This is a genomic window from Myxococcus sp. AB036A, assembly GCF_006547355.1.
GTDB lineage: Bacteria > Myxococcota > Myxococcia > Myxococcales > Myxococcaceae > Myxococcus > Myxococcus virescens.
Genome location: NZ_VHLC01000054.1, coordinates 36,377 through 55,931 on the forward strand (window position 1 = coordinate 36,377; position 19,555 = coordinate 55,931).

Below are 19,555 nucleotides of genomic sequence, written 5' to 3' on the forward strand. Positions count from 1 at the left end.
GGGCCTTTTCCTTTTTGTCACCCCGATGTTCCAGGGCGCGCCTGGAACTTGCCTGGCGGCTCCCCTAGACTCGGGGCATGGGCGCCCCGTCGAACAGTGGAGACGGTGGGAAGAATGCGCTCTTGCGCGCGCTCCCCTCCGTCGAGCAGCTCCTGCGGCGCCCGTCGCTGGAACCCCTGTTGAGCGGCGTCCCCAGGGCCCGTGCCGTGGCCGCGCTCCGGCTGGCGGTGGACCGGGCCCGGGGCCGGTTGGTGGCGTCGGGCGGGCCGGGCTTCGAGGATGCGGACGTCCAGCACGCCCTGGACACGCTGGCCACACCGGGGCTCCGGCCCGTGCTCAACGCCACCGGGGTGGTGCTGCACACCAACCTGGGACGCGCCCCCCTGGCGGCCTCGGCCGTGGCGCGCGTGGCGGAGGTGGCCCGGGGGTATTCCAACCTCGAGTACGACCTGGATGAGGGAGAGCGGGGCAGTCGCTACGCGCCGTTGGTGGGGCTGCTGCGCTCGTTGACGGGCGCGGAGGACGCGGTCGTCGTCAACAACTGCGCGGGCGCGGTGCTGCTGGTGCTGGCGGCGTTGGCGTCCGGCCGCGAGTGCGTGGTGTCGCGCGGTGAACTGGTGGAGATTGGCGGCGGCTTCCGTGTCCCGGAGGTGATGCGGCAGTCGGGCGCGAAGCTGGTGGAGGTGGGCACCACCAACCGGACGCGGCTGTCGGATTACTCGGCGGCGCTGGGCCCGGAGTCGGCGCTGCTGGTGAAGGTGCACCGCTCCAACTTCGCGCTGGTGGGCTTCACGGAAGAGGTGGAGGTCGCGGAGCTCTCGGCGCTGGGCCGCGCGCGCGGCGTGCCGGTGTTCCAGGACCTGGGCGCGGGCGCGCTGGTGCCGCTGAAGGGCGAGGGCCTGAGCCGGGAGCTCACGGTGGCCCAGGCCGTGGCGGCGGGCGCGGATGTGGTCGCCTTTTCGGGAGACAAGCTGTTGGGAGGACCCCAGGCGGGAGTCGTGGTGGGCCGGTCCGTGCTGCTGGCATGCATCAAGGCCCACCCGCTCATGCGGGCCCTGCGGGTGGACAAGCTGACGGTCGCTGCGCTTGAAGCCACCCTGGCGCTGTACCGGGATGGCCGGGCGGACGAGGTTCCGGTGCATCGCCTGCTTGCCCAGTCGCCGGAAGACCTGCGCGCTCGGGCGGTACGGCTGCAGGGCCTGCTGGCGGGGCGGGGTGTGCGTGCGCGGGTGGCCAGCGTGGAGGGGCAGGTGGGTGGGGGTGCCATGCCGCTGGCCAGGTTGCCGTCCTCCGCGTGCATCCTCACCCTAGGGACGCCGGAAGAATTCCTGGAGCGCCTGCGCGGAGGAATGTCGCCGGTTATTGGGAGGATCGCGGATGGCGAGGTGCTCCTCGACGTCCGGTGTCTCGAGGAGGAGGAGCTCCAGGCCGTCGCGGATGCCGTCGCGGCCGCCATTCCAGGGAACCCGCCATGATCAACAGCGCCGTGCTTGTCCTCAACCGGTACTACCAGCCGGTGCATGTCACCTCGGTGAAGCGGGCGTTCTCGCTCCTGTACCTGGGTGTGGCCAAGGCCATCGACTCGCAGTACCGGCTCTACGAGTTCGCGGATTGGGCAGAGCTGAGCGCGACACAGGACTGCATCACCACCATCGAGCGCACCATCCGCGTTCCTCGTGTCCTGGTGCTCAGCGCGTATGACCATCTGCCCCGAGGCCGGGTGCGCTTCTCCCGGCTCAACATCTACGCGCGCGACAACGACACCTGCCAGTACTGCGGCAAGAACCTGCCGCGCAGCGAGCTGAACCTGGACCACGTCATGCCGCGCACGCAGGGCGGCAAGACGACGTGGGAGAACGTGGTGTGCTCCTGCGTGCCTTGCAACCTGAGGAAGGGTGGGCGGACGCCGGAGCAGGCCCACATGAAGCTGCTCAAGAAGCCCGTGCGCCCGCGCTGGACGCCGCTGTTCCGCGGCGCCACCCGCAAGGTGACGTACCGGGAGTGGCTGCCGTTCCTGCACCTGGCGGATGCTTCGTACTGGAACGTCGAGCTGCTCGACGAGTAGCGCCTGCCTGGTGGGCATCCGGGCTCGACGCAGGGGCTGGAAACACCGGGAGTGACGGGTTTCCGGCGCATGCGCGGGCCGGGATGTTCCACTGAACGGATGAAGAAGGCCGGGGAGTCGACGTGACCCCGGGTTCGCGATTTGATGGGGGAGCATGCCCCAACCCTCGCCAGCGCCCTGGACCGAATCCCGTGTCCTGGGCCCCACGGAGCCAGGCTCCATGGTCTCCGGCCCTCCTGGTCTGTCACGCCGTCCTCGCCCGCGGCGCATCATCGCCGTGGGAGGCGGGAAGGGCGGCATTGGCAAGTCCATGGTGTCCGCCAACCTGGGCGTGGCTCTGGCCCAATCCGGGGCCAACGTGCTGCTCGTGGACGTGGACCTGGGCGGCGCCAACCTCCACACGTGCCTGGGGGTCGGACAGCCCAACGCGACGCTGTCCGACTTTCTTCGTCGGAACAAGGCGCAGCTGGAAGAGGTCATCATTCCGACGGGCGTGCCCCGGCTGTCGCTGATCGCCGGCGCGCAGGATGCGCTGGACGCGGCCAACCTCAAGTACGCGCAGAAGCAGAAGCTGCTGCGGACGTTGATGGGCACGTCGGCGGACTACCTCATCCTGGACCTGGGCGCGGGGACGAGCTTCAACACCATCGACTTCTTCATCCTCGCTGACCACGGCGTGCTGGTGATGCTGCCCGAGCCCACGTCGGTGGAGAACGCCTACCGCTTCGCGAAGGCGGCCTTCTTCCGCAAGCTCCAGCAGGTGGAGTCGCAGTACGGCATCGAGGACCTGGTGGAGGACGCGCTCACCACCCGTGAGGGGGCGCTGCGCACGCTGCATGACGTGCTGGCGCAGGCCCGGCGCAAGGACCCGGCCATCGCGGACCGCTTGGAGCGCGAGCTCTCCGCGTTCCGCATCCGGCTGATCGTGAACCAAGCGCGCACGGACGCGGACCTGTCGGTGGGCACCTCGGTGGCCGCCGCATGGAAGAAGTTCTTTGGCATCGAAATGGATGTCCTGGGAGCCATTCGCTACGACGACGAGGCGTGGCGCGCGGTGCGCAAGCGCAAGCCCGTCCTCATCGAGCGACCCGACTCCGCGGCGGCCACTGCCATTCAGGGCATCGCAACGCGTATCCTCTCACTCGACGGCTCCGCCCAGCGTTCCACACCATGAAGCCCTTCGAGCAGCAGACCTATTACGAGATTCTCGAAGTCCCCGTCACCGCTCCAAAGGAGGAGATTCAGGCGGCGTACGAACGGCTGACGGAGCTGTATTCGCCGGACTCCATCGCCGTCTATGCGCTCGTGGACGAGGGCCAGGTGGATGAACTCCGCACTCGGCTTGCCGAGGCGCTGGAGATTCTCTCCGACGAAGAGCTGCGCGCCGAGTACGACAAGGACCTCGGGCTCCCGGCCCGCCGGTTGATGGACGCGGTGTCGACCGGGGGCGAGGTGGCACACACCGCCGCGCCGGTGGAGCCGGAGCTCGTTGGGGTTGCCGCTTCCGGCGCGGAAGATCAAACTGGCCACCTTTCGACGCAGGTCCCCGAAATGGGGACGAACGGGAGGACAGGAGCAGTGCGAGACGTGCCGGTGGAGGACTCGGAGACCGCGATGGCGGGGCGGGATGGGGAAGGGGATGCCGGGGCCCATGCGACGGAGCCTCGGGTGGAGGCGATGCCGGCGTCCTCGGGACAGGCGGACTTCCGGGCGTCGTTTTTCCGTGGGTTCTCGTTCGCGTACGTGTCCAGCTCGTTGCAGGACACGCAGCGACTGGGGAGCGCGGTGGATGTTCCCGTTGCGTCGATTCAGCCCCAGGTTTCGGGTGGTGGCACAGGGGCCGCGAGCGCTGAGTCGCAGCGCGAGGCCTCTGGTGTGGTGGCTGCGGCTCCGGTGGGTGAGCCGTCCGCGGCGCATGAGGCCGCTGCGGTGGTGCCTGGAGTCGTGGCGGCCAGCGCAACTGCTGCGGTTTCCCCAGGGGGCCCTGCGGTAACGGGCAGCGCGCCGGCTCCGGCGACGGCTCCCCAGGTCAGCGTCCCATCTTCGGGCAGCGACGCCTCGGTGACTGCTTCGGCCGCCGTGCCGACACCTGGTCCGGGTGCGCTGGCTCCGGTCAGCGATGCGCCGGTGCCTGCGACGGCCGCCGTGCCGACGCCTGGTCCGGCTGGCGCTGTCAGTGCGCCGGCTCCGGTCAGTGATGCGCCGGCGACTGCTTCGGCCGCCGTACCGACGCCTGGTCCGGCAGGCGCTGTCAGCGCGCTGGCTCCGGTCAGTGATGCGCCGGTGACTCCTTCGGCCGCCGTACCGACGCCAGGTCCGGCAGTCGCTGTCAGCGCGCCGGCTCCGGTCAGCGATGCGCCGGTGCCTGCGACGCCCGCCTCGGCCGCTCCCGTCAGCGCCCCGGTGGTGGAAAGCAGTGCCGCGGTGGCTGCCTCGGCCACTCCGACCAGCGGCCCAGCCGCCGCGCCGTCCTCCACGCAAGGCGCCCCGGCCAGCGCCGTGGCGGCCCAGCCCCCGTCGGCGCCTGCTACCGCCGTGACTGGCGCCCCGGCATCGGAAGCCAGCGCTGAGCCCCACCCGCCGGTTCCAGCGAGTGCCAGCCCGGTACCGCCGGCCTCCCAGGCACCCGAGGCCGAGTCGACCGCCCTCGTCCCTGTCCGTCCGTCGCCCGCCACGGAGGCCCAGCCCGAGCCGGGCCGGGCCGGAGCGCGTCCCGGGCGGCCCCTGGGAGACGCGCCGCAGATCGCCCAGGACTCCGCCATCGCCACGGCGGAGGCGGCGCTGGCGCAGGCGTCCCAGGCCGCGTCGCGGGCCCGTGAGCCCCGGCCTCGCGTTCCGGACATCCCGTCCGATGCCGAGTTCAACGGCGAACTGCTCCGGCAGGTCCGAGAGGCCCGAGGGGTGACCCTCCAGCAGGTGGCCGACCGCACCCGCATCACGCGCATGCACCTGGAGAACGTCGAGGCGGACCGCTACAACCTGCTCCCGCCCTCGGTCTACCTGCGAGGTATCCTGATGAGCCTCGCCCGCGAGCTGGGGTTGGATCCACTCCGCGTGTCCAAGAGCTACCTGGCCCTGTCTTCTGAGAAGTCAGGCCGGAAGTAGGGGAGGCGCCCGGAAGTGCTCGGATGTCACCGGCGTTGCGAGGAAAGTTGACTCGCCTCCAGCCGCTGCCTAAGTAGGTAGCACGATGACGGACGAGGAAAAGGTCAAGGCGATGCGGCTCGCCCGTGCGATTGCCTCGGATATCTCGCTCTACAACGAGCAGAAGATCATCAAGGGAATCGAACAGGACAACCTCTTCGAGGTCCTCAAGGAGGAACTGGAAGAGGGCCGCGAGCTCTACAAGAGCCGCGTCAGCCAGGAGATCTTCACGAAGATGAACTTCTTCGAGCGGGCGATCAACGACATCGTCCTGCGCTCGAAGGCGCATGTGAAGTCGAAGATCTGGTAACCCCCTCCCCGTGGTAGCGCCTGACACGCGAGAGCACCGCGCTCCGCCCGAAGCTCGCGGCGAGCGCGTCGACCAATACCTCGCGCGCGCGTTCCCGGACCTCACGCGCTCTCGCATCCACGGCCTCATCGAGGCCGGGCATGTGCTCGCGGACGGCCAGCCGGCCAAACCGGCCCGGCGTCTGCGTGGCGGTGAGCTGCTCGTCCTCCACATTCCGGCGCCCGTTCCCGCCGTCCCGTTGGCGGAGGAGCTCCCGCTCGCGCTGCTGCACGAGGACCGCGACCTGGTCGTCGTGGACAAGGCGGCGGGCATGGTCGTCCACCCCGGCGCGGGCCACGCCTCCGGCACCCTGGTCAACGCGCTGCTGCACCGGGTGAAGGACCTGGCCGGTGTTGGCGGCGAGCTGCGGCCCGGCATCGTCCATCGGCTCGACAAGGACACCACCGGCTGCCTCGTCGTGGCGAAGAACGAGCAGGCGCTGGTGGCGCTCCAGAAGGCCTTCAAGACGCGCGCGGTGGAGAAGACGTACCTGGCGCTGGTCCACGGCGTCCCGCCGGCGGAAGGGCGCATCGAGACGCTCTACGGCCGCCACCCCGTCCACCGCCAGCGCTTCACGGGCAAGGTGAAGGAGGGCAAGAACGCCATCACCGAGTACCGCGTCCTCGAGGCCTTCGATGGCGCCGCGCTGGTGGAGGTGGACCTGCTCACCGGCCGCACGCACCAGATTCGCGTGCACCTCTCCGAAGCCGGCCACCCCCTGCTCTGCGACGCGCTCTACGGCGCCGGACGCAAGGCGAAGGGCGCCGCGGCGGAGGCCCAGGAGCGGCTGGGGCGCCAGGCGCTCCATGCGTGGCGCTTGTCCTTCGCGCACCCGCGCACGGGCAAGGTGCTGAAGCTGGAGGCGCCCATTCCCGCGGACCTGGAGGCGGCCCTGACGCTGCTCCGGGCCACCGTCCCCGCGCCGCCGGAGGCCCCTCCCGCCACCCGAAAGCAGCCCGCGCCCCGGAAGGCGGCGGGCGGCTCGAAGCGGACTACAGGCCGGACACGCTGAGCGACTGCTGGCGCTTGGACAGCACCTTCACGGGCTGGATGGCCATCACCCGCATGAAGACGGACAGCAGCTCCGGGTCGAACTTGTTCCGCATCTCCGACCACATCAGCATCAGCGCCACCTCCGGGCCGTAGGCATCCCGGTACGGGCGCTTGGAGGTGAGGGCGTCGTACGCGTCGCAGATGGCGATGATCTTCGCGTACACCCCGAGGTTCGTCTTCGGGATGATCATCTGGATGTTGCCGCGGGAGTCGCGCACGGCGGTACCGAAGTCCGTCTTGTGCTCGAACGTCGTCACCACGCGCAGCAGCGTGGAGCGGCTGAAGCCCTTCTCCATCAGGATGTTGCGCACGGAGATGAGCGGCGCGCGCTGCACCGTCTGCTTCTCCTCGGGCGTCAGCGCGCCTCGCTTCGTCGACAGCTCCTCCGACAGCGTGGCCATGCCGGCGTCGTGGAAGAGGGCGATGTAGCCCAGGTCGCGCAGCTGCGGCTTCGTCAGTCCCAGCTCCGCGCCGAAGACGACGCTCATGAGGCACACGTTGACCTGGTGGTACACGAGGTAGTCGTCCTCGCGCCGCATGGTCGTCATGCCCAGGAAGTGCGTCCGCTGCTCATAGGAGATGTCGACGAAGTCCTGCACCAGGCGCAGCGCCTTGGAGGCGTTGATGGGCTTTCCGGCGCGCACCGACTCCAGGTACTTCGTGAGGAAGAACACGGCGCGCGCGTAGATGGTCATCGCGTACTTCTTGCGGTCCACCTTCTGGTCGCCCGGGTTGTCCAGGTCCTTGTTCAGCTTCTCCTTCAGCTTGGAGAACTTGGCCACCCGCATGTTGAGCAACTTGCGGTTGGACAGGCCGTCCTCTTCGGACGCGGTCGTCTGCTCCTTGCTGAAGATCCAGATGAAGTTCTTCAGCTCCGGAACGGTGACGGGCTTGGTGAGTGTGAAGCCGCCCACGTCCTTCGAGCGCAGCTCCGCCAGCAGGTATCGCTGGTTCTCGATGGAGTTGAGGTCCACCTTCACCAGCATGCCGTTCAGGTAGAACGACTCCTTGACGCCCGTGAGCTCCAGGCGGCCTTCCTTGCCGATGATTTGATTGATGATGTCCTGGAGCTGGTGCAGCGGCTTCTGGAAGACCGCGTTCTCCGGGTCATACATCTTCACCGAGCGCACCAGCATGTACAGGCCGGCCACCAGCGAGCGCGCCAGGACCTGGAGCTTCTCGTTGTGCTCGCGGCCGTACTCGTTGGTGTTCTCGTCCTGCGCCTGGGTGATTTTCAGGTTGTCGGCCATGCGCCTATGCCTCCTCCGACAGCGCCGAGTCTCCGAAGAGCGCCTTCTTCGTCTGGTACATCGCCTTGCGAGCCGAGGTGAGGACCTCCAACGGCTGGTTCTTGTCCTCCACCACCGCCTGCAACAGCTTGTAGCCCTGGATGGAGCACGCGCCGCCCAGGCCGTGGATGGCCAGCAGCTTGTCCTCCAGCACGCGCTTCTTGTTGAGCAGCGAGGGCTTCGTCGCGAGCATCTGCTGCATCATCGACAGGGCGCCCGGGGTGCCCGTGGAGCCGATGGCCGCGTACACCGCGGCGCGCTCGTCGGGCGTCTTCTTGTCGAAGCCGGGCTCCCGCACCAGGCGCATCAGGTCCGCGTAGCCCTTGTCGCGGTCGAACTCCGGCAGCAGCTTCGCTGCCAGCATGCGCACCTGGGAGATGGAGTCCGTGAGTGCGTCCGCGATGATGCGCCGGGCCTCGCCCGTGCGGCCGCGGCCGATGATGTTGAGCACCTCCAACTTCACCACCAGGTTGGGGCTCTTGAGCACCTGGCCGAACATCTTCACCCGGTCCGGGTGGTTGCTCTTCTCCAGGATGTAGACCATGTCGCGCACTGTCTGCGGTCGCTCTGACATCAGCCGCGCGACGAAGGGGTCGGGCAGCTCGCGCGCGAAACCTGCGAGGGCGTCACAGAGCAGGGTGCGGTTGTCGGCGACCTCGATGCTCTCCAGCACCGACAGCAGGGGGATGATGGAGTCCCGGTCCAACACCTGCAGGTAGCGCGACACGTCCGCAGGGTTCTTCGGACGCGTCGACTTGAGCGACTCGCCCAACCGCATCAGTCGCTGCTCCTCGCCCATCTTGTGGAGGAAGTTCTCCAACATCTTCGCCAGGTCCTCGCTGCCTTCGCGCTGGGACAGCGCGCGCAGCTTGAGGACGATCTGGTTGATGGTGCCGAAGTCGTCCTGGAGGAGGAGCATGTCCAGCAACTGCACGAAGATTTCCTCGAGCAGGGACGCGTCATCCACGCCGCCTTCCACCACCTGGAACACGGCGCTCACCAGCTTGGGGAACAGCCGGGCGTTCTCCTCCTCGGAGACTTCGCGCTGTAGCTTGGCCTTCAGCTCGTCCGAGGCATGCCGTCCACCCACCACGAGTCCGCGAATCTGCTCCACGCCGTCCAGCTTGGCGTCCAGGTCCTCCGCGGACACGCGCGCGAAGCGCAGGTAGTCATCCGAGTTCGTCTGCAGGCGCGAGTAGAGGTAGCCCACCACCTTGTCCACCTCGACCTGCACTTCCTCCTCGCTGGCGTTCTCCATGGAGAAGCCTTCCACCACCACGTACTCCACGTGCTCCATGCTCGCGCGCCACAGCTGCGCCAGCACGTCCTCCGCGCCGCGCTCCGGCTCGGACAGGGCGATGAGCGTGAAGGTGGTCAGCTCCTCCACCGTGAGACCCGGGCGGAAGATGAGCTGCCGGATGCCGTCGCGGAAGAACTTGTAGGGCAGCGGGGTGTCCTCGGAGAACAGCGACTCACCGAGGAGCAGGAAGTTCTGCTGCTCCACCTTCATCGACAGGGGACCGAACTTGTCGGTGTAGGTGGCAATCGACTCGAGCGCCTTCCCGAGGAACTCCGGGAAGCGCGACTCGTTGTGGCGATACATCCCGATCTGCTTGATGCCCTTGAGCAGGTGGAAGGCGAACGTCTTCGCCAACTCAACCTTCTCACGTGCCTCAGGCGAAAGCTGGGGCTCCGCGTTGGATTCCTGGATGGCTTTAGGGGGGTGGGCCATGCTGTCACCCAAGCCTAACCCGATTTTGGACGGCCACCCAGGAGACGGCCCGTGGAAGTCTCATGGCTTGGGTGTCGTCCCCGTGACGAGGCATGAGAATGACGGGGATTTCTGGTTGTGTTGCCACATGCGTCATCCGCCGGAACGGGGTGACGTCCATGGCGCGGTTGCTGACGTGCTCGCTGCTGCTGGTTTCGTTGACGTTGACGGGGTGTTTCCGGATGAGCCTCCGTTCCGGAGCGCCGCGCGGAGGAGCGCCCGAAGAGCAGACCGGAGCCAGCCTGGTCGCCGGACTGACGACCTCGAACGTGGTGGCGCCGGAGTGCCAGCACGGCTTCTCCCGCGTGGATGTGTATTGGCCGTGGTGGAGCCCCATCGTCTACGCGGCGACCTTCGGCATCGTCGCGCCGTTGCGCACGGAGTACGTGTGCGCGGAGGCCGCGGAGGCCGCTGGCCCCGTGCGGCCTGAGCCCGTGCCGTCCTCCCACTCGCCGCTCTGAGCGAGACGACCCGGGTGGGTGCTCGTCGCCTCCTGGACGGGGTTTCAGGAGGCACGCCGCACCCGCTCTGGAAATGAGCGAGGCGGCGAGGATTGCTCCTCGCCGCCCCGGATGTCTCAGCGGTGTTTCACCCGGCCTCCAGGAGGAGGCCCGGGCACGTGGCCTACGCCTCCTTCTGCGGCGGCGGGGACATGGCGGCGCTCTGGCCCTTGAGGGCGGAGCGCAGCAGGAACAGCGTCAGGCCGGCGAAGAAGAGCAGGCCCCAGAGGTTGGACCACAGCGGGTGGGCGTGCTCGCTCTCGCCCACCATGTTGAGGAAGCCGCCCAGGCCGCCCTGGTTGCCCAGCAGGGCAGGCAGGTTCAGCGCGCGGGTGCCTGCTCCGTCGGTGGCGATTTCCAGGAAGGCGATGAGCACGCCCGCGATGGAGCCACCGGCGATGAAGCCGGAGGAGAGCAGCGTGCCCGGCGAGAAGTCGGACTCGCCGCCGCGGATGCGGTCCACGAAGTAGCGCACCATGCCGCCCACGAAGAGCGGCGCGCTGCTGCTGATGGGCAGGTACACGCCCACCGCGAAGGGCAGGGAGGACACGCCGCACAGCTCCAGCATCAGCGCGATGAACACGCCCAGGAGCACCAGGTCCCACGGCAGCTTCTGGGTGAGGATGCCGTCGATGATGAGCGAGAACAGCTGCGCCTTGGGCGCCGCGTAGCGCGTCAGCTGCTGGCCTTCATAGACGCTGACGCGGCCACCGATGCCCGGGTCCACCACGTACTGGATGGTGTCGGACTCATCGAGCAGGTACTTGCCCGCCGGCACCGGCGTGTCCGCGCCGCGCACGTAGCCTTCCTTGTAGGTGCGCTCCGGGCCGTCCGTGACGGCGCCCAGGTCCGCCACCTTGATGGGGGCGCCGCTGGAGACGTTGAGCGTCACCGCGCCCAGGTCCTGCGAGGACACGTCGCGCCAGCTGCGCAGCTCCATCGCGCCGCTCTGCGTGTTCAGCTCGTAGCCCTGCGCCCAGACGGCCTTGCGCAGCGCCGCCTCGTCCAGGCCGCGGGCCGCCATCGCGTCGGCGGAGACGGCCCAGGAGAAGGTGTGCTGGACGCGCGTCTCGTTGGAGAACTCCGTCACCTTCACGCCCGGGTGGGGCTCGGGGATGGTGACGGTGGCGCCGCGGTTGAGCGTCACCAGCACCAGGCCGATGAACATCGCGCTGGTGAGCACACCGACGAACAGCGCCAACTGCTGGCGACGCGGCGTTCCGCCGACCAGGAAGGCCGTCTTGAGGTCCTGCGCGGTGGTGCCGCCGTTGGACGCGGCGATGCCGACGATGGCCGCCGTGGTGAGGGCCATGAAGCGGTCCTCGGACGACGTCCAGCCCATGAGCAGGTACACGAGACAGGTGATGAGCAGCGTGGCCACCACCATGCCGGAGATGGGGTTGGACGAACTGCCAATCTCACCGGTGATGCGCGCGCTCACCGTGACGAAGAAGAAGCCGAAGATGACGATGAGGAAGGCGGAGATGAAGTTCACCTCCAGCGGCGGCGACAGCCAGATGGCCAGCACCAGCAGCGCGCTGCCACCCAGCACCACGGTGATGGGCAGGTCCTGCTCCGTGCGCAGCAACTGCGGCATGGCGCCCTGACCCCGCGACGCCTTCAGCGACTCCAGGCTGCGCTTGAAGGCCCCGACGATGGTGGGCAGCGAGCGGATGAGGCTGATGAGACCGCCCGTCGCCACGGCGCCCGCGCCGATGTAGAGCACGTACGCATTGCGAATCTGGTCCGGCGACATGTCCCGGATGAGCTGGCCGTTGTGCATCAGCAGCGGCGTCTCCAGCCCGCTGCCGAAGAACGAGATGGCCGGGATGAGGATGAGGTAGCTCAGCACACCACCGGCGAAGGTGATGGCCGCCACGCGGGGGCCGATGATGTAGCCCACGCCCAGCAGCTCCGGGCTCACCTCGGTGGAGACGGTCGCGCTCTTGAGCCCCTGCAGCGGCGTGCTCAGCACCTCGCGGAACAGCTTCATGCCGGAGTAGGCGAGCTTGTAGATGCCGCCCACCAAGAAGCCGGTGATGACGGTGCGGGCGTTGGTGCCGCCCTGCTCGCCGACGATGAGGACGTCCGCGCTGGCGGTGCCCTCCGGGTAGGGCAGCTTGCCGTGCTCCTGGACGATGAGGCCCTGGCGCAGCGGAATCATCATCAGCACGCCGAGCACGCCGCCCAGCGCCGCCGTGAGGAAGGCGTGGGTGAGGCTGATGTCGTAGCCCAGCAGCAGCAGGGCGGGCAGCGCGGCGGCCACACCGAAGGCGAGCGACTCACCGGCCGAGCCCGTCGTCTGGACGATGGTGTTCTCCAGGATGCTGGAGTTGCCCAGGGCCCGGAAGATGGCGATGGAGAGCACCGCGACGGGAATGGACGCGGAGACCGTGAGGCCCACCTTGATGGCCAGGTACACGGACGAGGCGGCGAACACGATGCCCAGCACCGAGCCGAGCACCAGGGCTCGAATCGTCATCTCCGCCGGAGACTTGTCGGGGGGGACGTACGGGGTATGGGCGACTTTCGCGAGTGTCTGCGCGACCGGGACGCGATCCTCGGAGATTGGCGGCGAACCGTGGGCCAAGCGGGGGGCTCCTTCGAAGGGAAACCGACTCCTTCTAGCAGGCCCCCGGCTGGCCGTGAAACAACGCCCTCAAATGACAAGCGCCTCCGCCGGTAGGGCAGAGGCGCTTCGATGCGGGCCAGCCCCGGAATGCTGGGGCAACTGGCCGGGTCAATTCCGGCTCACTGCTGGGCGGCGACGGCCTCGGGGTCCACCTCGGCCATGAGCGCGGCCAGCTCCGACTTGAGCTTGTCCTTGGCGCGAATCTCCAACTGGCGGGCGCGCTCGCGCGAGAAGCCGAAGTGCTCCCCCAGCTCCTTGAGCGTCATGGGGCGCTCGTTCATGACGCGTTGCTCGATGATGAAGCGCTCTCGCGGGTCCAGGCGCATCAGCGCGGTACGGACACGGGCGTTGATGAGGCCCGCCTCCTCCTTGTCCGCGAACTCGTCGTCCTGCGGGGCCGCGGCGCTCACCACGAAGTCCACGTGGCTGTTGCCGCCGTCCTCGCCCATGGGCGCGTCCAGCGACAGGTCTCGGCCCCCCATGCGCTGCTCCATCTCCCGCACCTCACCCGGCTTCACGTGGAGCCGGCGGGCGATGTCATCCACGTTCACCGCCGCGTCACCGCTGCCAAACTTCTCCAGCTCGCGGCGCGTGCGGGCCAGACTGAAGAACAGCTTCCGCTGCGCCTGGGTGGTCCCCAGCTTCACGAGCGACCAGCTCTTGAGGATGTAGTTCTGGATGTACGCGCGAATCCACCAGACGGCGTAGGAGATGAGACGGATGCCCTTGTCCGGATCGAACTTCTGTACGGCCTTCATCAGGCCGATGTTCCCCTCCTGGATGAGGTCCGACATCTTGATGCCGTATGAGCGGTACTCATAGGCGACCTTCACCACGAAGCGCAGGTTGGCGGTCACCATCCGGTGCCCGGCCGCCAGGTCGCCCTTGAGGAAGCGGCGCGCGAGCTCCTGCTCCTCCTCCACCTTGAGGAGGGAGTAGTGGTTGATCTCCGAGAGGTACATCGCCAGGGAGCCGGAGTTGGACGACTGCTCGGTGGATGCCTGCATGAATGATTTCTCCGCCGGTGGGCCTCGCGGTGAGGCCGGGATGGATGGATTTCGTCTGACGACGTGACGAAGGGAGCTTGAGCAACAGAAATGCCAACCTGCCCCGAAGGGCCATTCCCAATGTCTGCGAGGGGTTGGCGTGCTCCAGCGGCGCGTACAGCGCCGCAATCCTGTAACCGTTACGTCGCACCGGCATGAATCGCCGGATGCGCTAGCTGTAGGAGCTTCAGAACTGTTCGCATTCAAGCCTCCCGGGGGCTGCGCAGGGCCGTGCTCCCAGTGAGGGCGCGGCCATTGGAGCGATGCCCGTCACACGACGTGGCCGCCCGCGGGAAAAGGCGTAACGACGCCTCGGGCCGCTGACACACCCGGGCCGCCGGCACGCGCGGTGGGCAGCCTGGCGGTCAGGCGCGAGGACCGAGGTCCGGGTGTCAGGAAGCGCGCGCTTGGGGCGGGCGAGTGCCCTCGCTGGCGACGCGCTGGGACTCCGTGAGAACAGCGCGTCTCAAGTCCGACAGCAGCCGCGTCGCCTCTCCCTGCTGGAGCGGGCGACCGCCGAAGCGGGCTTCCAGGTAGCGCCGGGTGACGGGCGTCAGGGCGGGGGACAGCGGGTGCCGCTCCCGGGCGAGCCGAGCGTCCAGTGCTTCCAGTGTCTCACCGTCGACACGTGTGATTCGCGCGGAGGCGAGCTGCGCCTCCACCGCGTCCGCGAAGCGCGTGGCCTCCAACGGCCGCTTGCGCGACAGGAACTGTGTCAGCAGCCGCCAGGCGGTATAGGCCGCGGCGGCCGCGAGCAGCGCGGCACCAAAGGCCCGGGGGGGCGGCGTGCGGCTGGGCGGCTCGTCCTTCTTCGGGACCTCGCGCGAGCGAGTGAGCGAGCGGACGACGGTCAGCTGATCGCGGAAGTTGTAGTCCAGGACGACGTCACGCCACTGCGACTCCACGATTTCATAGAAGTTGATGAGCTGCTCCAGCAGGCGAGGGGACTGGTTCGCGCGGTGGGCCGGTGGCGTCGCGTCCACGGTGATGAAGCCGCGCCCCGGCACCAGCACGTGCGTCCAGGCATGCGCATCACCCGCCCGGACGACGTAGCCGCCCGTCACGCGCTCGCCGCCAAAGAAGCCGGTGGCCAGCCGCGCCCGCATGCCCTGGGTGCGCAGCATCAACGTGAGCGCGGTGGCGAAGTGCTCGCAGTGTCCCTGCTTGCGCTGGAAGAGGAAGTCGGCGACCGGGTCCGGCACGTCGCCGCTCAACTCCAGCGTGTAGCTGTATTCGCGTTGCAGCCACGCGGACAGCTTCCGCGCGGCGGCCAGCGGGTCGCGTTCGCCATTCAGCACCCGCGCGGCTGTCTGGCCGACGCGGACGTCCAGCCCGTCCGGCAGCGACAGCAGGGCATCCTGCTCCTCCGGGGGCAGGTCCTGGACGTCGTCGCCGCTGGCGCCGGGCGGGAGGCTGTAGGCCTCATATGAATACGAGATGCCGGAGTCTCGGAAGCGCACCTCGCCGCCGCCCAGTTCGTGGATTTGCGTGCGCCGGGAGCCCACCTGCGTGTTGGCCACGGCGTTGCCCAGCCGCGAGGGCGTCTCCAGCGCCACCAGCGTGCGCGCGCCGTACGCGGGCATCAGCTCCACGTGCTGGTGGACCAGGTTCTCCTGGCCCGGCCGCAGCGTCGTCATGAACTCGGAGCCGTGGCTGGTGGCGCTCGCGTTGGACCACTCCATGCCGTCGAAGACGTCATAGGTGCGGCCCACCCAGTACGCGTCGAGCGTTTCCTTCTCCGGGTCCGGGGTCAGGGTGGCGCGCAGCACGATGCGCGGGTTGCCCTTGATGGTGCCCGCGCCGCCCAGGCGCACGGTGTTGGAGAAGCCCGCGGTGGCCACGCCCAGGCCGGGCGAGGCGCTGGGGCCAATCATGTTCCAGTTGAGGCGGGGGAAGAGGATGAAGAAGGCCACCGCGCCCACCACGGCGAAGCCCACGCCCGTGGCCAGCGGGCCCATCACCGCGCGCACCGGCACCGGCTCGCCTTCGGGGACCGCGGACTCCACCACGCCCAGCGCCAGGGCGATGCTGGCCAGCACGCCGAAGACCATGAGGAAGAGGCCGTAGACGAGCTCGCCGGAGAGCGCCGCGCCGCCCGCCACCATCAACAGGCCGGACAGGTGGACCTGGCCGTCGGTGGCCGCGTCCGGCGTGGACAGCAGACGCTGCGCGGAGATGAGGCCGGCGAAGGCACAGGCCGCCACCACCAGGTTGAGCGAGCCCGCGAGCACGTTCGTGCCCAGCGTCAGCGCCACGGCCAGCAGCAGCAGCGCGGTGAGCTTCACCCGGTTGGCGAAGGGGCGCCGCCCCGCCAGCGCGACCACCAGGGCCACGCCGTAGAGGGCCAGGGACCAGATGGGGAGCTGGCCCGACACCGCCATGGAGGCGAAGGCGGACCCGGAGCCCAGGTCTCGCAGCACCAGCCTCAGCCGCGTGCCCTTCCTCATGCCGCCTCCTCGTCACCGCGAGGGCGCTCGTACCCCAGCCACGCCAGCGCCCGCAGCAGGCGCCGCTCCTGGGCCGTGCCCGCGGCGGGCCGGATGCGCTCCTCCGGCGTGTCCAGGCCCACCTCGTGACCTTCCTCGATGAGCCGGTGGGCCAGGGCGGCCACTTCCTCGCAGCGGCGCTCGAGCGCCTCCGCGTCGAGCCCGTCCGCCACCGTCAGCACGAAGGTGCGCCGCTCCTCGTGCTCGCGCTCCACCCGCAGCAGCTTCCCGGCGGAGGCGCTCTTCATCCAGTGGATGCGCCGGGCGTCCTCACCCGGCGCCAGCTCGCGCAGGCCGCTCACGTCCCCGTTGCCGTCATTGCGGCGGGGGTTGCCCGCGTCGCCCACGGGGCCTTGCTCCGGCGCGCCCGGGTCCTGACAGGCGTAGGTCCGCCGCGGGTAGATGAGCAGCGTGCTCTCCAGCGGAAAGGTGCGCGTCTTGGCGAACAGCCCCAGCGGCCAGGTGGTGGTGACACGCACGCCCGTGAGCAGCACGGGCCCACGCTGGGGCGCGGTGAGGTCCGCTCGCACGACGTGGTCCACGCCCGCGGGCAGGTAACCCACGCCGCCCGCGCCGGTGAGCGGCGAGTCCGCCTCCGACAGCGTGAGGGCGAAGGCGTGGCCCTGGCCGCGGGAAACGGCCCACCGGAAGGCGAAGGGCTCCTGGGCGAAGGCCGCGTCCGCGCCCACGCGCCGCACCGACAGGTAACGCAGGCAGCGCTCGGACAGGACGCCCGACACCACCACCATGCTCAGCAGCAGGCCCAGCAGCAGGTAGAGGAGGTTGTTGCCGGTGTTGAGCGCGCCGAGGCCCACGCCGAACGTCACCACCAGATAGGTGCGTCCGATGCGCGTCACCTTGAGGGTGCGCGGCGGGCGGAGCCGCGAGCGAACCCGGGCCCACCATGACGGCAGCCGGGGCTTCACCGGGGCGCCGGGACCTTTCGGGCAATCTCCTCCAGCAGGTGCGCCGCCTCGTCGCGCGCGGTCACGCCCTGCACGGCGCTGCGCAGCATGATGCGGTGGGCCCAGCAGGGCACCAGCGCCGCGCGGACGTCACCGGGCGTGGCGAAGTCCCGGGCGTCCCACAGCGCGTGGGCCCGTGCGGCCGCGCCCAGCGCGAGCACCGCGCGGGTGGAGGCGCCTCGCTCCAGGTCGCCATGCGAGCGCGTGGCCGTGGCCAGCCGCACCACGTAGTCCGCGACCGACGCGTCCAACCGCAGCGCCGCGGCGAACGAGCGCAGGGACGCCAGCTCCTCGGGCTCGGAGACGGTCTCCACCGCGTCCAGGGGCGGCGTGCCGTCGCGGGTGACGAGCAGCCCGGCCTCCACCTCCGGCGTCGGGTGGCCCAGGGACATGCGCACCATGAAGCGGTCCAGCTGCGAGTCGGGCAGCGGGTAGGTGCCGGAGAAGTCCACCGGGTTCTGCGTGGCCACCACCGTGAAGGGCGCGGGCAGCGCGTGCGTGGCGCCGTCCAGGGAGACCTGGCCCTGGGCCATGGCCTCCAGCAGCGCGGACTGGGTGCGCGGCGGGGCGCGGTTCAGCTCATCCGCCAGCACCAGTTGCCGGAAGAGGGGACCGGGGCGGAACTGGAAGGTGGCCGTCTGCGCGTGGAAGACCTGGGCGCCCAGCACGTCCGCGGGCATCAGGTCCGCGGTGAACTGGACGCGGGCGAAGCTCAGGCCGCAGGCCTTGGCCAGGGCCTCGGCGAGCGTCGTCTTGCCCACGCCCGGGACGTCCTCCAGCAGCACGTGGCCGCCGGCGACCAGGGACGTCACCACGAGCTGGAGTTGGGAGGATTTTCCCTGCACCGCGCGGCCCAGCTGGGTGGCGATGCGTTCCATCGCCGAGCGCGCGTTTGCGGGGGAAGGCACCGGGGAGAGGGCGCGGGCAGGCTGGTTCATCTGCCGCCACTCTAGCCGACTCCCTCGATTGCCAACACGCTTCGCGTCCGGGCTTGCAGCGCGGACGCTCCCTCCCTCCCGAGGCGGCGAAGCGCCTACGCCAGGAAGACGTCCTCGGGCGTGTAGTAGGCAGGGCGCGGCGACGTCCCTGTGCCCACACCGAAGTACCGGAACATCCGCTCGTGGTGGGTGGCCAGGCCGCGCAGTTGGACGGGGCGCTCCACCAGGCCCCGTGTCAGGACGCCCACGGCGCTGTCCTTGAACTCCCGCAGGTGGGTGAAGTCCAGGACGACCTCACACCCACTCAGGGCGCTCAGAGAGGTCCGGACCTCTTCTGCCGTCTTGCCGTCCAGCGTGCCTTCCAGTCGCAGCGTCACGGAACCTGCGGACTCCTCACGGTGGATCTGTAGCCCCGACATTGCTGTGCTCTCCAAGTTGGCGCGGAGCCTGGGTTGGAGCGTCATCGCTCCAGTCCTTCCACGGAGGACCCGTGGGGTTCTCCCGCCCGGCGCACAGTGCACATGGTCCGCGGGTTTGGTTACCCCCTCCATCGCAACTTTCTCGCGACTGTCGTGCAGCCGTCGCAAGGCTTGTTGCTCAGCGCTCAGCTCTTCTGGCCATTCGTCTTCTGGGCCTCTCGCAGGGTGAGCTGCTTCTCCTGAGCGGCCTTCAGCTTGCGGAATTCCTTCACGACCTTGGCGGGGTAGCCGGCCATGAACTTCGTGCGCGCTTCCTTCTTGGCCAGGATGCGGCGGGCCAGCCCGGGGCCGGCGTTGTAGGCGACCAGGGCCTTCTCCACGGTGCCGAAGCGCTGGATGAGGTCCGCCAGATACGCGGTCCCCAGCTCCACGTTGGTCTCCGAGTCGAAGAGGTTGCTGGTGCGGCCCAGCCGCTGGCCGGCCTTGTCCGCCAGCCAGGTGCCGGTGTCCGGCATCACCTGCATCAGGCCCATGGCCCCGACGTGGGACACCGCGTAGTTGTTGAAGGAGCTCTCGCAGCGGATCACCGCCACCACCAGGAGCGGGTCGATGTTGTTGCGAGCCGCCTCCCGGACGATGGCCACCGCCAGCCGGCGCTGTTGCCGGGCGGGGAGGCCAGAGGCCTTCACCATCTCCGTGATGCCCAGGGCCTCGGCCTCGGCGTAGTGGGCCTCATCCTCGTAGAGGTGCAGCTTCGCCAGGGTCGCCTTCAGCTCGGCGTCGCGCTCGGCCAGCTTCGCGCGCAGCTCCGTCACCTCAGGCTCCTCGCCCTGGGCGCCTTCCGGCACCTGCACCGGAAACGCGACCGCCCCCGTCCCCACCATCCAAGCCGCCACCG

16 protein-coding genes are annotated in these 19,555 nt (G+C 69.2%); 7 read left to right on the forward strand and 9 right to left on the reverse strand.

The genetic code is table 11. The features are described from left to right. Positions 1-77 precede the first annotated feature (77 nt). The 6 genes from selA to FL344_RS21860 all read left to right on the forward strand — a co-directional run bounded on the left by selA (position 78) and on the right by FL344_RS21860 (position 6,570). Entirely contained in the window at positions 78-1,475 is a 1,398-nt protein-coding gene (gene selA / locus FL344_RS21835) for an L-seryl-tRNA(Sec) selenium transferase (RefSeq protein WP_141619882.1), read from the forward strand. After that, on the forward strand, positions 1,472-2,065 hold the full coding sequence (locus FL344_RS21840) for an HNH endonuclease (RefSeq protein ID WP_140862554.1): 594 nt from the start codon (positions 1,472-1,474) through the stop codon (positions 2,063-2,065). Before selA ends, FL344_RS21840 begins: the two co-directional genes overlap by 4 nt. Before the next feature lie 220 nt (positions 2,066-2,285). Further along, positions 2,286-3,239, forward strand: a complete 954-nt coding sequence (locus tag FL344_RS21845) for a P-loop NTPase (RefSeq protein WP_141592483.1) — start codon at positions 2,286-2,288, stop codon at positions 3,237-3,239. Further along, positions 3,236-5,170, forward strand: coding sequence for a helix-turn-helix domain-containing protein (locus FL344_RS21850; protein ID WP_141619883.1), 1,935 nt, complete (start codon positions 3,236-3,238; stop codon positions 5,168-5,170). The genes FL344_RS21845 and FL344_RS21850 overlap by 4 nt, the downstream gene beginning before the upstream one ends. 85 nt (positions 5,171-5,255) lie before the next feature. Further along, positions 5,256-5,519 carry a hypothetical protein gene (locus FL344_RS21855; protein WP_011553384.1) on the forward strand — a complete coding sequence of 88 codons (264 nt, stop codon included), beginning with the start codon at positions 5,256-5,258 and terminating at the stop codon, positions 5,517-5,519. 10 nt (positions 5,520-5,529) lie between these two features. Further along, positions 5,530-6,570 carry an RluA family pseudouridine synthase gene (locus FL344_RS21860; protein WP_141592485.1) on the forward strand — a complete coding sequence of 347 codons (1,041 nt, stop codon included), beginning with the start codon at positions 5,530-5,532 and terminating at the stop codon, positions 6,568-6,570. Here the strand turns inward: FL344_RS21860 and FL344_RS21865 are convergent. Next, positions 6,551-7,861: an HD-GYP domain-containing protein gene (locus FL344_RS21865; RefSeq protein ID WP_141592486.1), complete on the reverse strand. Its 1,311-nt coding sequence runs from the start codon at positions 7,859-7,861 to the stop codon at positions 6,551-6,553. The two genes, FL344_RS21860 and FL344_RS21865, sit on opposite strands and share 20 nt — an antisense overlap. Positions 7,862-7,865: 4 nt before the next feature. After that, on the reverse strand, positions 7,866-9,632 hold the full coding sequence (locus tag FL344_RS21870) for a HEAT repeat domain-containing protein (protein ID WP_141619884.1): 1,767 nt from the start codon (positions 9,630-9,632) through the stop codon (positions 7,866-7,868). Positions 9,633-9,790: 158 nt separating this feature from the next. Here FL344_RS21870 and FL344_RS21875 point away from each other — a divergent pair, with 158 nt between their 5' ends. Then, entirely contained in the window at positions 9,791-10,132 is a 342-nt protein-coding gene (locus FL344_RS21875; RefSeq protein ID WP_141619885.1) for a hypothetical protein, read from the forward strand. Between the two features lie 163 nt (positions 10,133-10,295). Here the strand turns inward: FL344_RS21875 and FL344_RS21880 are convergent, their stop codons facing one another. The 7 genes from FL344_RS21880 to FL344_RS21910 form a co-directional block, all read right to left on the reverse strand. Next, complete coding sequence (locus FL344_RS21880) at positions 10,296-12,761, reverse strand: OPT family oligopeptide transporter (RefSeq protein WP_141592489.1); 2,466 nt, start codon at positions 12,759-12,761, stop codon at positions 10,296-10,298. Between the two features lie 161 nt (positions 12,762-12,922). Then, a complete protein-coding gene (locus FL344_RS21885; protein ID WP_020478755.1) occupies positions 12,923-13,810 on the reverse strand; it encodes an RNA polymerase factor sigma-32 in 888 nt (295 codons plus the stop codon). Between the two features lie 431 nt (positions 13,811-14,241). Continuing rightward, complete coding sequence (locus FL344_RS21890; RefSeq protein WP_141619886.1) at positions 14,242-16,296, reverse strand: DUF3488 and transglutaminase-like domain-containing protein; 2,055 nt, start codon at positions 16,294-16,296, stop codon at positions 14,242-14,244. Then, a complete protein-coding gene (locus FL344_RS21895; RefSeq protein ID WP_141619887.1) occupies positions 16,293-17,261 on the reverse strand; it encodes a DUF58 domain-containing protein in 969 nt (322 codons plus the stop codon). Before FL344_RS21895 ends, FL344_RS21890 begins: the two co-directional genes overlap by 4 nt. After that, on the reverse strand, positions 17,258-18,238 hold the full coding sequence (locus tag FL344_RS21900; protein ID WP_141592492.1) for a MoxR family ATPase: 981 nt from the start codon (positions 18,236-18,238) through the stop codon (positions 17,258-17,260). The genes FL344_RS21895 and FL344_RS21900 overlap by 4 nt, the downstream gene beginning before the upstream one ends. Before the next feature lie 95 nt (positions 18,239-18,333). Beyond that, positions 18,334-18,657: an STAS domain-containing protein gene (locus FL344_RS21905; RefSeq protein ID WP_090491309.1), complete on the reverse strand. Its 324-nt coding sequence runs from the start codon at positions 18,655-18,657 to the stop codon at positions 18,334-18,336. A gap of 185 nt (positions 18,658-18,842) precedes the next feature. After that, complete coding sequence (locus FL344_RS21910; protein WP_141619888.1) at positions 18,843-19,553, reverse strand: lytic transglycosylase domain-containing protein; 711 nt, start codon at positions 19,551-19,553, stop codon at positions 18,843-18,845. Positions 19,554-19,555 lie beyond the last annotated feature (2 nt).